This is a genomic window from Trabulsiella guamensis ATCC 49490 (genome assembly GCF_000734965.1).
Lineage (GTDB): Bacteria > Pseudomonadota > Gammaproteobacteria > Enterobacterales > Enterobacteriaceae > Trabulsiella > Trabulsiella guamensis.
Map to the genome: position 1 here is coordinate 1 of NZ_JMTB01000093.1, position 12,455 is coordinate 12,455.

Here is a 12,455-nt window from a genome sequence, read left to right on the forward strand (position 1 = left end):
GACGTGCGGTTTTGTACGTTCAAATTTTTCTTTAGACACGGCTATATTCCTTACTATAGTGCTCTCCCCTCGTGGAGAGAGCACGGGACTTTGGTTTTAACCCTGCGGCTTATTTACCACGGGCTTCAATTACGGCCTGAGCAACGTTGTTCGGCGCATCATCATACTTCAGGAATTCCATGGTGTATGATGCACGACCTTTGGTCAGAGAACGCAGCTGAGTTGCATATCCGAACATTTCAGACAGCGGAACTTCAGCGTGGATCTTAACGCCAGTCACTTCGGATTCCTGACCACGCAGCATACCGCGACGACGGCTCAAGTCACCGATAACGTCACCGGTGTTCTCTTCCGGCGTTTCAACTTCAACCTTCATGATCGGCTCAAGAAGAACAGGTTTTGCTTTCTTAAAGCCATCTTTAAAGGCGATAGAAGCCGCCAGTTTAAACGCCAGCTCAGAGGAGTCAACGTCATGGTAAGAACCGAAGTGCAGACGCACACCGAGATCAACTACCGGGTAACCCGCCAGCGGACCAGACTTCAGCTGCTCCTGGATGCCTTTATCAACGGCAGGGATGTATTCACCAGGAATTACACCACCTTTGATGTCGTTGATGAACTCGTAACCTTTCGGGTTTGAGCCCGGCTCCAGCGGGTACATGTCGATAACAACATGACCGTACTGACCACGACCACCAGACTGCTTGGCGTGTTTACCTTCGATATCGGTAACTTTCGCGCGAATTGCTTCGCGGTAAGCAACCTGAGGTTTACCGACGTTCGCTTCAACGTTGAATTCACGCTTCATACGGTCAACGATGATGTCGAGGTGCAGTTCACCCATACCAGCGATAATGGTCTGGTTAGATTCTTCGTCAGTCCATACACGGAAAGACGGGTCTTCTTTAGCCAGACGGCCCAGAGCCAGACCCATTTTTTCCTGGTCAGCTTTGGTTTTCGGTTCTACGGCGATGGAGATTACCGGTTCCGGGAATTCCATACGCTCCAGAATGATCGGATGATCCGGATCACACAGGGTATCACCTGTGGTCACATCTTTCAGACCGATCGCTGCAGCGATGTCGCCAGCGCGAACTTCTTTGATCTCTTCACGTTTGTTGGCGTGCATCTGAACGATACGACCAAAACGTTCACGAGCCGCTTTCACGGAGTTCAGGATGGTATCACCGGAGTTAACCACACCAGAGTACACACGGAAGAAGGTCAGGTTACCCACGAACGGGTCGGTAGCGATTTTAAATGCCAGTGCAGAGAAAGGCTCATCATCGCTAGCGTGACGCTCAGCCGGAGTATCTTTACCGTCGTCCAGAATACCGTTGATCGCAGGAACGTCTACCGGGGATGGCAGGTAGTCAACTACCGCATCCAGCATCGCCTGTACACCTTTGTTCTTGAACGCAGAACCGCAAGTTACCAGGATGATTTCGTTGTTGAGAACGCGCTGACGCAGAGCTTTTTTGATCTCTTCTTCAGTCAGTTCTTCACCGCCCAGGTATTTTTCCATCAGCTCTTCAGAAGCTTCAGCTGCGGACTCGATCAGGTTCTGGTGCCATTCGTCAGCCAGTTCCTGCATGTTAGCCGGGATATCTTCGTATTCGAAGGTAACGCCCTGGTCTGCATCGTTCCAGTTGATGGCTTTCATTTTCACCAGGTCGATAACGCCGGTGAAAGCTTCTTCAGCACCAATTGCCAGCTGCAGCGGAACCGGGTTCGCGCCGAGACGGGTTTTGATCTGACCAACAACTTTCAGGAAGTTCGCACCCATGCGGTCCATTTTGTTAACGAACGCAATGCGTGGAACTTTATATTTGTTCGCCTGACGCCATACGGTTTCAGACTGCGGCTGAACACCACCAACTGCGCAGTAAACCATTACCGCACCATCGAGTACACGCATGGAACGTTCTACTTCGATAGTGAAGTCAACGTGCCCCGGGGTGTCGATGATGTTGACACGGTGCGGTTCATACTGCTTAGCCATACCTGACCAGAATGCAGTAGTCGCAGCGGAAGTGATGGTGATACCACGTTCCTGCTCCTGCTCCATCCAGTCCATGGTTGCGGCGCCGTCATGAACTTCACCGATTTTGTGGTTTACACCGGTGTAGAACAGAATACGTTCGGTAGTAGTGGTTTTACCGGCGTCGATGTGCGCACTGATACCGATGTTACGGTAGCGTGCGATGGGTGTTGTACGAGCCATTTGATTCCTCGTTTGTCTCTTTAGGCGTTCAGATTAAGTAACCCAGTGCGGGCAGCTTACCTGAAGCGCCCGCCTGGTGACTAAAACTCCGATGGGATTACCAGCGGTAGTGTGCGAACGCCTTGTTGGCTTCTGCCATACGGTGAACGTCTTCACGTTTCTTAACTGCAGTACCTTTGTTGTCTGCAGCGTCAGTGAGTTCGTTCGCCAGACGCAGGGCCATAGATTTATCACCGCGTTTACGAGCAGCTTCAACGATCCAACGCATTGCCAGAGCATTGCGGCGAACCGGACGGACTTCAACTGGTACCTGATAAGTAGAACCACCAACGCGGCGAGACTTGACTTCGACAGTCGGGCGCACGTTTTCGAGAGCTACTTCGAAAGCTTCCAGTTCATTTTTACCAGAGCGCTGAGCCAGGGTCTCCAGCGCGCTGTATACGATTGATTCTGCAGTAGATTTTTTACCATCTACCATCAGGATATTGACAAATTTAGCCAGCAGTTCTGATCCGAACTTCGGATCCGGCAGAATTTTACGCTGACCAATGACGCGACGACGTGGCATGGAAATACTCCGTTGTTAATTCAGGATTGTCCAAAACTCAAAGAGTTTAGTTTGACATTAATTTAAAACGTTTGGCCTTACTTAACGGAGAACCATTAAGCCTTAGGACGCTTCACGCCATACTTGGAGCGAGCCTGCTTACGGTCTTTAACGCCAGAGCAGTCAAGCGCACCACGAACGGTGTGGTAACGAACACCCGGGAGGTCTTTTACACGACCGCCACGGATCAGGATCACGGAGTGCTCCTGCAGGTTGTGACCTTCACCACCGATATAGGAGGTGACTTCGAAACCGTTAGTCAGACGCACACGGCAAACTTTACGCAGTGCGGAGTTCGGTTTCTTAGGAGTGGTGGTATATACACGAGTACATACGCCACGTTTCTGCGGGCATGCTTCCAGCGCAGGCACGTTGCTCTTTGCAACTTTGCGTGCACGTGGTTTGCGTACCAGCTGGTTAACTGTTGCCATTAAATAGCTCCTGGTTTTAGCTTTTGCTTCGTAAACACGTAATAAAACGACCTCATACAATATGAGGACGCGAAATTTTAGGGCCACGCTGAAAAGGTGTCAAGAAATATACAACGTTCTGATCTTCACCAGGCCAGCAGCCCTGGATGTTTGACGGTGAGCCTGACGAAATCAGTATAGTCAACCCTGACGACACTGCTCGAAATTTGACCGGAAAGCCCCCGGGCTTCAACGTCTTCCTGCAGGGCATGAAGCGATATGGGGGCTTTTTTAAGAATTTCAATAAAGCGGCTGCCTTCAACCGCAGCCAGCACACCATCGGAGAGCAACAACAGATCGTCGCCCTCTTTCACCAGCCGCAAAAGCGCGTTGATGTCAGCATGCCAGGGAGAACAACGTAAAATGTGCAGCATGAGCGCCTCAGAAGCGGAGAATGACATCAAAACAATCGAGCTGCTGACGCAGCGCTTCAGGCTCCAGCGCCTTCGCGTCAACCACCCATCTGGCAGCGTCGCAGATGCCGCGCTCACGCAGCGAGGCCGCGCACGTCCAGCATTGTTCGATATCGTACAGCGGCAGCAGTTTGAAGGTCGCGATGTAATCACGTGCCAGTACCGTTTGTGGATGCTGTCCGTCGAGGATTTGCAACACGCCGTCGCCGACAAAGAACACACCGATCTCGTCCGTCAGTGCGGAGGTGGCCAGTAACGCATCCAGCCCTTCACGCCCTGAAGCGCTCCCATGTGGTGCGGTGGAAAAGACAAAGGCGACGCGTTTCATCAGAATTGCACCACGCGGTCGCAGGTTAATGTGGCTTCTGCCAGCGCCCCCAGACCACTCAATCTAAAGCCCGGCTGCAGGTTAAAAGCAGGAAGGCCAAGCTGGTGCGCTTCGGTTTCATCAGTGACGCCACGACGCAGCGCGGCGGCCACACAGATATGGAGTTCAACGCCCTGCTGCTCATGAAGCTGTTGCCACGCCCGCACCAGGTCAAATTCATCGCTGGCGGGTGAAGTCAGCTGATTCGCGTTATACACCCCTTCGCGATAGAAGAAGACGCTGACAAGCTCATGCCCTTCCGCCGCCAGCGCCCACGCAAATTGCAATGCGCTGCTGGCCTGCTGCGTACCGTAGGCAGGGCCTGTCACCATAAGGGCAAATCGCATTACTTATCTTGCCCCAGGAAGTCGCCACTTTTGAACTGACGAATATAAAGGTACACCGTGTGCTTCGAAATATTCAGACGGTCGGCCACCTGGTTGATAGCGTCTTTAATATCGAAGATCCCTTTTTCATAAAGATTAAGGACGATCTGGCGATTTTTAGCGTTATTTGAAACGTTCCGATCGGCATTAACCTCTTCGATGGTGAATTCCAGCGTCTGGGTCACCAGATCCTCAACAGAAGAAGCGAAGTTGACCTGTGAATTCACTTCCGGCGTTTCCGGCGGAATAAAAGTCCCCATGATCTGGGAAAACGGGACATCCAGATTCATATTGATGCACAGCAGGCCGATGACGCGCTGATCGCGATTGCGAATAGCAATGGTGACGGACTTCATCAGCACGCCGCTTTTAGCGCGAGTGAAATAGCATTTGGAAACGCTGCTATCAGCTCCGGTCATATCGTGCAGCATGCGCAGAGCAAGATCGGTAATGGGCGATCCGATTTTGCGCCCGGTGTGCTCGCCGTTCGCAATACGGATGGCCGAACACTTAAGGTCCTGCAAAGAGTGCAACACAATTTCACAATGGGAGCCGATAAGCATCGCTAACCCGTCCACGACCGCTTCGTAGGATTTGAGAATATCAAAGTCGGTTTGCTCAAAAGGACGTTGATCCAGTAAATCAAGTTCACTGGTTTCATTGGTTAATAGCGACCTGGACATGAAAAAAAGCACTCCTTTTCAGGAGCCTGTCGTTAGATGGTCAGGGCAGGCTCATCATCATCATCATTCTAAGGGCATCTAAGGTAATACAGCGCATGAGGCGCTTTCCAGTGTTAATTATATCTGCCCTGAAATAAAAAAACCGCCGCCCTGTGAGGCGGCGGCTTTGATTGCCTTATTTTTTGCTGGTTTCAGCGGCTTTTTCGTCCGCGGCAGCTTCAGGTTTAGCGTCTGCCTTTGGTGCTGGCTTGATATCCAGCAGCTCGACATCAAAGACCAGCGTGGAGTTAGCCGGGATACCCGGGACGCCGGTTTTGCCGTAAGCCAGATCTGGCGGGATGACCATCTTGATCTTGCCGCCTTTCTTGATGTTCTTCAGACCTTCAGTCCAGCCCGGGATTACGCCGTCCAGACGGAAGCTCAGCGGTTCACCACGCGTATAAGAGTTATCGAACTCTTTACCGTCGATCAGCGTACCTTTGTAGTTCACGACCACAGTATCGCTGTCTTTCGGCGCATCGCCGGTCCCTTCTTTCTCTACTTTATACAGCAGACCCGTAGAAGAGGTTTTCACACCTTTCTCTTTGGCGAAGGTGTCGCGGTAGGTTTTGCCTTTCGCTTCGTTATCCGCAGCGTCTTTTTCCATTTTCTGCTGAGCAGAGGTTTTCACACGGGTTTCGAACGCCTGCAGAGTCTGTTCGATTTCCTGATCGGAGAGTTTGCTTTTATTGGCAAAAGCGTCCTGAACACCGGCGATCAGCTGATCTTTATCCAGTTTAATGCCCAGTTTTTCTTGCTCTTTCAGGGAGTTCTCCATGTAACGACCCAATGATGCTCCCAGGGCGTAAGCAGACTTCTGGTCGTCGTTTTTGAACGTAGCTTTGCTGTTGGCCGCTGTAGCGGCTGGTTTTGCCGCATCAGCAGCAAATGCCAGCGGCGCATTCAGGGCTACGGCCATTGTGGTTGCCAGAAGCGTTACTTTAAAAAATGATTTCATCCATCTCTCCAGGGCCGGGGCATCTCTCGCCCCAGGGTTAACGTAAATGAGAAGCGTACTATAAAACGTTGCAAAAGAAATCTACATACGAACGCTCCTGAATATCGCGTCTTTTCAGACTATTTTTGTGTAAATTAGTTTCCTCTGCGGCAGCGGAAAGCTGCGAAGAATCGTAAAGTTAAGTAGAATCCGCCGCGACTATTTCAGAACAGGGGGTCAATGATGAGCGACAAAACAATGGAAGCGCGACTGGCAGAATTAGAGAGTCGACTGGCGTTTCAGGAGGTCACCATTGAAGACCTGAATCAAACCGTGACGGCCCATGAGATGGAGATGGCAAAACTGCGTGATCATATTCGTCTGATGACAGAAAAGCTTAAAGCCAGCCAGCCTTCGCAGATTGCAGCGCAGTCAGAAGAGACGCCGCCGCCCCATTATTAATGCGAAAAAAGCGGGGATTCCCCCGCTTTATCTTTTAACAACGCCCCTGCAGCCTGAAAGACAATGGGTATTTAGTGACAGCCGCAACCGCCGTGACCACCACAACCACCTTTACCATGTTCGTGGCCATGGCCGTGACCGCCGCAGCAACCGTCGTGGTCGTGATCATGATCGTGGTGATGATCATGCGCACCGTGAACGTGGCCGTGAGCCAGTTCTTCCGCCGTCGCTTCGCGAATCGCAACCACTTCAACGTTGAATTTCAGGTTCTGACCAGCCAGCATGTGGTTGCCATCAACCACGACGTGGTCGTCTTCAACTTCAGTGATTTCAACCGGAACCGGACCCTGGTCGGTTTCCGCCAGGAAACGCATACCTACCTGCAGCTCGTCAACGCCCATGAAGACGTCTTTTGGCACACGCTGCACCAGGTTTTCATCATACTGACCGTATGCATCGTTTGCGGTAACAGCAACATCAAATTTGTCGCCCACTTCGTGACCGTCCAGCGCGTTTTCCAGGCCGGAAATCAGGGAGCCGTGACCATGCAGGTAGTCCAGCGGCGCACTCACCGGAGACTCATCAACCAACACACCGTCTTCTGTACGTACCTGATAGGCCAGGCTGACCACCAGGTCTTTTGCTACTTTCATGATATCTCCTGAGCATGGGAAGAATAGTGGCGCAGATTGTAGCGGAATTCTGCACCCGTGTACCCACTAGCTTAAAAAAAGACAGCGAAGATCGCTACTCTGGATGAAAAATGCCAATCACTTGCTCGTCTTTGCGAACGTGCTCGCGGGCCTCTTTATCCGCCTCGCGCATCTGGTGCCCGCACTTAACGCATTCAACAATATCAACATTATTCTCTCGCCACATCGCCAGAGAATCCTGTGCCTGGCACGCCGGGCATTTCGCGCCTGCAATAAAACGTTTACGCACGCTCATCGTTCACCTTCTATTCAAATTCGTCCCAGCCATCCAGCTGGCGTCGTTCCTGTTGCATCTCTCGCTGGAAAATCTCTTCCAGCTCGCGTCTTGCTTCCCGAACGCGGGAGATCTGCTGAGTATCCGTATGCACCGGCATCAGCTCGCGCAACATGCGCATGTCGAGCCGCCGGAAATGCAGTTGTGCACGCTGCGCCTGATGCGGGTGCATACCTAAAGAAATCAGCGCTTTGCGCCCCAGTTCCAGCGCACTGGAAAATGTTTCGCGGGAGAAAAGTTTGACGCCTGCCTGCAGTAATTCATGCGCCTCAACACGCCCCCGCGCTCGCGCCAGGATATGCAAATGTGGAAAATGCTGCTGGCAGATTTCCACCAGTTTCATGGTATCTTCCGGGTCATTGCAGGTGATCACAATCGACTGTGCTTCTTCTGCACCGGCGGAACGCAGCAGTTCCACCTGAGTGGCATCGCCGAAATACACTTTATAGCCATACTTTCGCATCAGGTTGACGGCGCTGATATCACGTTCCAGCACGGTGATGCGCATTTTATTGGCCATCAGCAAGCGGCCAATCACCTGACCGAAACGGCCAAAGCCCACCACAATCACCTGCGGTTTATCGTTTTCCACCCAGGGCGCTTCGTCTTCTTCTTCCGGCGTATTCAGGCGGCGGGAAAGTAGCACGTTAATCGCTTTCATTAATAGCGGTGTGGTCATCATCGACAGGGTGACGGTCACCAGCAGCAGCGCCATTTGATCATCCTGAAACAGTCGCTGCGATGAGGCGCTGGAAAACAGCACAAAGGCAAATTCCCCACCCTGACTCAGCACGCCGGCAAACTGCATCCGTTCCGAACTGCGCAACCCGTTAACCCGCGCCAGCACATACAGCACCAGCGTTTTTACAGCCACCAGAACCATCACACTGACCACCACCCACAGTACATGGGTGTAGAGCACGCCAAGATTCAGCGCCATGCCGACGGAAATGAAGAAGAGCCCCAGCAGCAACCCCTTAAACGGATCAATAGCGATTTCCAGCTCGTGGCGATACTCGCTTTCCGCCAGCAGTACCCCGGCGATAAACGTCCCCAGCGCCATCGACAGGCCCAGCGCGTCCATGAACAGCGCCGAGCCGAGCACTAACAATAGCGTCGCGGCGGTAAAGACTTCACGCACGCCCGAGGCGGCAATAAAGCGGAATACCGGTCGCAACAGGAATCGTCCGCCGACCAGCACGCCGGCAAACACCAGCACTTTCAGGCCAATTTTCATCCAGTCAGGATGATCGTCGCCGTTTCCTGCCAGCAGCGGCACCATCGCCAGCGCGGGGATAACAGCCAGATCCTGGAACAACAGCACCGAAAACCCCAGTTGCCCGGCCTCGCTGCGGTTCATGCCTTTGTCCCGCATCAGTTGCAGCGCCATCGCGGTCGAAGACATCGCCAGACCAATACCACCGACTACCGCTGCCTGCCATGAAAACTGCGTCAGAATCAGCAGCCCCGCCAGGATCGCCGCACTGAGCACAACCTGCAGCGCGCCGATACCAAAAATAGAGCGTCGTAGTTGCCAGAGCTTCGATGGATTCAGTTCCAGCCCGATGATAAACATCAGGAACACCACGCCAAGCTCGGAGAAATGAAGGATTTCATCGACATCGCTGATGAATCCCAACCCCCACGGGCCAATGACGATCCCCGCCAGCAGATACCCCAGCACCGCACCGATCCCCAGACGCGCCGCAAACGGCACCACGACAACCGCCGCAAATAAAAATATCACTCCCGCCAACAGCAGATCCGATCCTTCCATTCAAAGACCTCCAGTCGCGACAGGTGACGCCAGCCATTCGCCATAAGCTTTAGCGTGACTGACCAGTTCTTCCGTCGGCTGACGGCGGGCCCAGTAAATAATGATCGGATTCATCCAGTGCATACGACACATCGCCGCGGTCAGTTCAAACGGTCGCAGGATATCGCTCATCGGATAGCGATTCAGCCCATCATGACGATAGGCCGCTTCCGGTTCGCCAGTGGTGATGACGCTACGCCAGTACTTTCCCGCCAGTTGGTTCCCTCCCACTCCGCTGGCGAACCCCCGACTCAGCACGCGGTCGAGCCACTCTTTCAGTAACGCCGGACAGCTGTAGGTATACAGCGGGTGCTGAAAAACGATCACGTCGTGCTCGCGCAGCAACTGCTGCTCGCGCGGGATATCAATAAAGAAGTCAGGATAGTGTGCATAAAGGTCATGTACCGTTACGTTACTGAGCTGCAGTGCCGGCTTAAGCAGGACCCGGTTCGCCACCGAATCCTGAGATTCCGGATGGGCATACAGCAGCAAAACTTTCGCTGTCTGAGACATCAGACCCCTCCCGGTTTTTGAATCGTTGTCGTTTTGGGCTACCATGGCGGCCCGGTGCGGCAAAATGCTCACACCTTACATTATCATAATGACAAATTAACATAGTCTGAACATACGGCGCCTTATGATTGTTTTCTCCTCGTTACAAATTCGTCGCGGCGTTCGCGTCCTGATTGAAAACGCCACCGCAACCATCAACCCAGGACAAAAAGTCGGTCTGGTGGGTAAAAACGGTTGTGGTAAATCCACGCTGCTGGCGTTGTTAAAAAATGAGATCACTGCCGATGCCGGCAGTTTCACCTATCCGGGGAACTGGCAGCTGGCGTGGGTCAATCAGGAAACACCGGCATTACCGGAACCTGCTTTAGACTATGTGATCGATGGCGATCGCGAATACCGTCAGCTGGAAGCTGAACTTCTACAGGCCAACGAGCGCAACGATGGTCATGCGATTGCAATCATCCACGGCAAGCTGGACGCCATTGACGCCTGGACCATTCGCGCCCGCGCCGCCAGCCTGCTGCACGGTCTTGGGTTCAGTAATGAACAGCTGGAGCGTCCGGTGAGCGATTTCTCCGGTGGCTGGCGCATGCGCCTTAACCTGGCACAGGCGCTGATTTGCCGCTCCGATTTGTTGTTGCTTGATGAACCGACCAACCACCTCGATCTTGACGCGGTAATCTGGCTGGAAAAATGGCTGAAAAGCTATCAGGGCACCCTGATCCTTATCTCTCACGATCGCGACTTTCTGGACCCGGTGGTCGATAAAATTATCCATATCGAACAGGAAACCATGTTCGAATACACCGGTAATTACAGCTCGTTCGAGCGCCAGCGCGCAACGCGCCTCGCGCAGCAACAGGCGATGTATGAAAGCCAGCAGTTGCGCGTGGCGCATCTGCAAAGCTACATCGACCGTTTCCGCGCAAAAGCGACGAAAGCCCGACAGGCGCAAAGCCGCATTAAGATGCTCGAACGTATGGAGCTTATCGCCCCTGCGCACGTCGACAATCCGTTCCATTTCAGCTTCCGCCTGCCGGAAAGCCTGCCGAACCCCTTGCTGAAGATGGAAAAGGTCAGCGCAGGCTATGGCGAGCGAATTATCCTCGACTCCATCAAGCTGAATCTGGTGCCTGGCTCGCGCATCGGCCTGCTGGGCCGTAACGGGGCAGGGAAATCGACCCTGATTAAGCTGCTGGCAGGCGAGCTGGCACCAGTGAGCGGCGACATTGGTCTGGCAAAAGGCATTAAGCTTGGTTACTTCGCGCAACATCAGCTGGAGTTTTTACGCGCTGATGAATCCCCGCTTCAACATCTGACCCGCCTCGCGCCGCAGGAGCTGGAACAAAAGCTCCGCGACTATCTCGGCGGTTTTGGTTTCCAGGGCGATAAAGTCAGCGAGCACACTGCCCGTTTCTCTGGTGGTGAAAAGGCGCGACTGGTACTGGCGCTGATTATCTGGCAACGCCCTAACCTGCTGCTGCTAGATGAACCCACCAACCACCTCGATCTCGACATGCGCCAGGCGCTGACCGAAGCGTTGATTGAATTTGAAGGCGCACTGGTAGTGGTCTCGCACGACCGCCATCTTTTGCGTTCGACGACTGACGATCTTTATCTGGTGCATGACGGAAAAGTGGAACCTTTTGATGGTGATCTGGATGATTATCAGCAGTGGCTGAGCGACGTTCAGAAACAGGAAAACCAGCCAGCGGAGTCGTCGAAAGAAAACGTCAATAGCGCGCAGGCGCGTAAAGATCAGAAGCGCCGTGACGCGGAGCTTCGCGCACAAACCCAGCCGTTGCGCAAAGAAATTGCCCGTTTAGAAAAAGAGATGGAAAAACTGCATGCCCAACTGGCGCAGGCGGAAGAAAAACTGGGCGACAGCGCGCTGTACGATCCTGAGCGTAAAAACGAGCTGACGGATTGTCTGCAACAACAGGCCAGCGCTAAGTCCGGTCTTGAGTCCTGTGAAATGGCATGGCTGGAGGCGCAGGAACAGCTCGAACAGATGCAACAGGAAAACTAAGTGTGGAAATCAGGCTTTGTGGATGACAAAGCCTGTTTTTACCTGAGGATCACAGCGTGCCGTGGTTAATACCGGTGAGCGTTGCATTCACGTCAAAGAGTTTGAAAATCACCTCTTCAACGCCAAACGTTTTCAGACGCGCCGCATGTTTTTTCACGTACGCCAGCGCCGTCTCTTCGGATTCAAACAGGTAAATACCACCGGCTTCGTGGTTTTTCTCGTTTTCGGTCCAGATCTTCCAGATGAACCCCGGCTCCTCATTAATCGATCTGGCGAGATCCACCAGTTGACGGGACATTTCCTCGCCAAAGGGGCCGTTAAAACTGAAATGGATCTGCAATAATTTTCTGGACATCGTTCCCTCCCGGAATGAATTGGCCTTAAGTATAACCACAAAAAATACCATGTTTTTTGCGGCCCCTGGCGCAATTCGTGCCTCCGCGCACAAAAACGTGGGTAACCGCGTAAATCTCCATCATTTGCCTCGTTTTCATAAACACAAACGTAGAGTGACGGTATAGT

At 52.9% G+C, this 12,455-nt stretch carries 15 protein-coding genes; 2 read left to right on the top strand and 13 right to left on the bottom strand.

Going from position 1 to position 12,455, the window contains the following annotated elements; translation table 11 throughout:
* Positions 1–109 precede the first annotated feature (109 nt).
* From fusA to fkpA, 8 genes are all read right to left on the bottom strand, one after another.
* Entirely contained in the window at positions 110–2,224 is a 2,115-nt protein-coding gene (fusA, locus tag GTGU_RS15020) for an elongation factor G (RefSeq protein ID WP_038158586.1), read from the bottom strand.
* A gap of 97 nt (positions 2,225–2,321) precedes the next feature.
* Positions 2,322–2,792: a 30S ribosomal protein S7 gene (gene rpsG, locus GTGU_RS15025; RefSeq protein ID WP_013364441.1), complete on the bottom strand. Its 471-nt coding sequence runs from the start codon at positions 2,790–2,792 to the stop codon at positions 2,322–2,324.
* Positions 2,793–2,887: 95 nt separating this feature from the next.
* Positions 2,888–3,262: a 30S ribosomal protein S12 gene (gene rpsL, locus GTGU_RS15030; RefSeq protein ID WP_000246815.1), complete on the bottom strand. Its 375-nt coding sequence runs from the start codon at positions 3,260–3,262 to the stop codon at positions 2,888–2,890.
* Positions 3,263–3,387: 125 nt separating this feature from the next.
* Positions 3,388–3,675 carry a sulfurtransferase complex subunit TusB gene (gene tusB / locus GTGU_RS15035; protein WP_038158708.1) on the bottom strand — a complete coding sequence of 96 codons (288 nt, stop codon included), beginning with the start codon at positions 3,673–3,675 and terminating at the stop codon, positions 3,388–3,390.
* Between the two features lie 7 nt (positions 3,676–3,682).
* Positions 3,683–4,042 (bottom strand): sulfurtransferase complex subunit TusC, encoded by a 360-nt coding sequence (gene tusC, locus GTGU_RS15040; protein ID WP_038158601.1) that lies wholly within the window; start codon positions 4,040–4,042, stop codon positions 3,683–3,685.
* Positions 4,042–4,428 (bottom strand): sulfurtransferase complex subunit TusD, encoded by a 387-nt coding sequence (tusD, locus tag GTGU_RS15045; protein ID WP_038158604.1) that lies wholly within the window; start codon positions 4,426–4,428, stop codon positions 4,042–4,044. The genes tusC and tusD overlap by 1 nt, the downstream gene beginning before the upstream one ends.
* Positions 4,428–5,150 (bottom strand): helix-turn-helix transcriptional regulator, encoded by a 723-nt coding sequence (locus GTGU_RS15050; protein WP_038158607.1) that lies wholly within the window; start codon positions 5,148–5,150, stop codon positions 4,428–4,430. Before GTGU_RS15050 ends, tusD begins: the two co-directional genes overlap by 1 nt.
* Positions 5,151–5,325: 175 nt before the next feature.
* A complete protein-coding gene (gene fkpA / locus GTGU_RS15055) occupies positions 5,326–6,147 on the bottom strand; it encodes an FKBP-type peptidyl-prolyl cis-trans isomerase (RefSeq protein ID WP_038158608.1) in 822 nt (273 codons plus the stop codon).
* 222 nt (positions 6,148–6,369) lie between these two features.
* Here fkpA and GTGU_RS15060 point away from each other — a divergent pair, with 222 nt between their 5' ends.
* The gene (locus GTGU_RS15060) at positions 6,370–6,588 is read left to right on the top strand and encodes a protein SlyX (RefSeq protein WP_038158611.1); all 219 of its coding nucleotides are present in this window, start codon (positions 6,370–6,372) and stop codon (positions 6,586–6,588) included.
* Positions 6,589–6,659: 71 nt separating this feature from the next.
* Here the strand turns inward: GTGU_RS15060 and slyD are convergent, their stop codons facing one another.
* From slyD to kefG, 4 genes are all read right to left on the bottom strand, one after another.
* Positions 6,660–7,241, bottom strand: a complete 582-nt coding sequence (slyD, locus tag GTGU_RS15065) for a peptidylprolyl isomerase (protein WP_038158614.1) — start codon at positions 7,239–7,241, stop codon at positions 6,660–6,662.
* 94 nt (positions 7,242–7,335) lie between these two features.
* On the bottom strand, positions 7,336–7,536 hold the full coding sequence (locus GTGU_RS15070) for a YheV family putative zinc ribbon protein (RefSeq protein ID WP_038158617.1): 201 nt from the start codon (positions 7,534–7,536) through the stop codon (positions 7,336–7,338).
* 10 nt (positions 7,537–7,546) lie between these two features.
* Positions 7,547–9,352, bottom strand: a complete 1,806-nt coding sequence (gene kefB, locus GTGU_RS15075) for a glutathione-regulated potassium-efflux system protein KefB (RefSeq protein WP_038158620.1) — start codon at positions 9,350–9,352, stop codon at positions 7,547–7,549.
* The gene (gene kefG / locus GTGU_RS15080; protein ID WP_038158623.1) at positions 9,353–9,904 is read right to left on the bottom strand and encodes a glutathione-regulated potassium-efflux system ancillary protein KefG; all 552 of its coding nucleotides are present in this window, start codon (positions 9,902–9,904) and stop codon (positions 9,353–9,355) included.
* Between the two features lie 124 nt (positions 9,905–10,028).
* Here kefG and GTGU_RS15085 point away from each other — a divergent pair, with 124 nt between their 5' ends.
* Positions 10,029–11,933, top strand: coding sequence for an ABC transporter ATP-binding protein (locus GTGU_RS15085; RefSeq protein WP_038158626.1), 1,905 nt, complete (start codon positions 10,029–10,031; stop codon positions 11,931–11,933).
* A 49-nt stretch (positions 11,934–11,982) separates the two neighbouring features.
* Here the strand turns inward: GTGU_RS15085 and GTGU_RS15090 are convergent, their stop codons facing one another.
* Positions 11,983–12,288 (bottom strand): monooxygenase, encoded by a 306-nt coding sequence (locus GTGU_RS15090; protein ID WP_038158630.1) that lies wholly within the window; start codon positions 12,286–12,288, stop codon positions 11,983–11,985.
* Positions 12,289–12,455: the final 167 nt, after the last annotated feature.

Coding starts and splice junctions, on each gene's coding strand:
- GTGU_RS15085 (WP_038158626.1), top strand. CDS start 10,029: ATGATTGTTTTCTCCTCGTTACAAATTCGTCGCGGCGTTCGCGTCCTG.
- fusA (WP_038158586.1), bottom strand. CDS start 2,224: ATGGCTCGTACAACACCCATCGCACGCTACCGTAACATCGGTATCAGT.
- kefG (WP_038158623.1), bottom strand. CDS start 9,904: ATGTCTCAGACAGCGAAAGTTTTGCTGCTGTATGCCCATCCGGAATCT.
- GTGU_RS15070 (WP_038158617.1), bottom strand. CDS start 7,536: ATGAGCGTGCGTAAACGTTTTATTGCAGGCGCGAAATGCCCGGCGTGC.
- fkpA (WP_038158608.1), bottom strand. CDS start 6,147: ATGAAATCATTTTTTAAAGTAACGCTTCTGGCAACCACAATGGCCGTA.
- slyD (WP_038158614.1), bottom strand. CDS start 7,241: ATGAAAGTAGCAAAAGACCTGGTGGTCAGCCTGGCCTATCAGGTACGT.
- rpsG (WP_013364441.1), bottom strand. CDS start 2,792: ATGCCACGTCGTCGCGTCATTGGTCAGCGTAAAATTCTGCCGGATCCG.
- tusD (WP_038158604.1), bottom strand. CDS start 4,428: ATGCGATTTGCCCTTATGGTGACAGGCCCTGCCTACGGTACGCAGCAG.
- GTGU_RS15050 (WP_038158607.1), bottom strand. CDS start 5,150: ATGTCCAGGTCGCTATTAACCAATGAAACCAGTGAACTTGATTTACTG.
- GTGU_RS15060 (WP_038158611.1), top strand. CDS start 6,370: ATGAGCGACAAAACAATGGAAGCGCGACTGGCAGAATTAGAGAGTCGA.
- tusB (WP_038158708.1), bottom strand. CDS start 3,675: ATGCTGCACATTTTACGTTGTTCTCCCTGGCATGCTGACATCAACGCG.
- rpsL (WP_000246815.1), bottom strand. CDS start 3,262: ATGGCAACAGTTAACCAGCTGGTACGCAAACCACGTGCACGCAAAGTT.
- kefB (WP_038158620.1), bottom strand. CDS start 9,352: ATGGAAGGATCGGATCTGCTGTTGGCGGGAGTGATATTTTTATTTGCG.
- GTGU_RS15090 (WP_038158630.1), bottom strand. CDS start 12,288: ATGTCCAGAAAATTATTGCAGATCCATTTCAGTTTTAACGGCCCCTTT.
- tusC (WP_038158601.1), bottom strand. CDS start 4,042: ATGAAACGCGTCGCCTTTGTCTTTTCCACCGCACCACATGGGAGCGCT.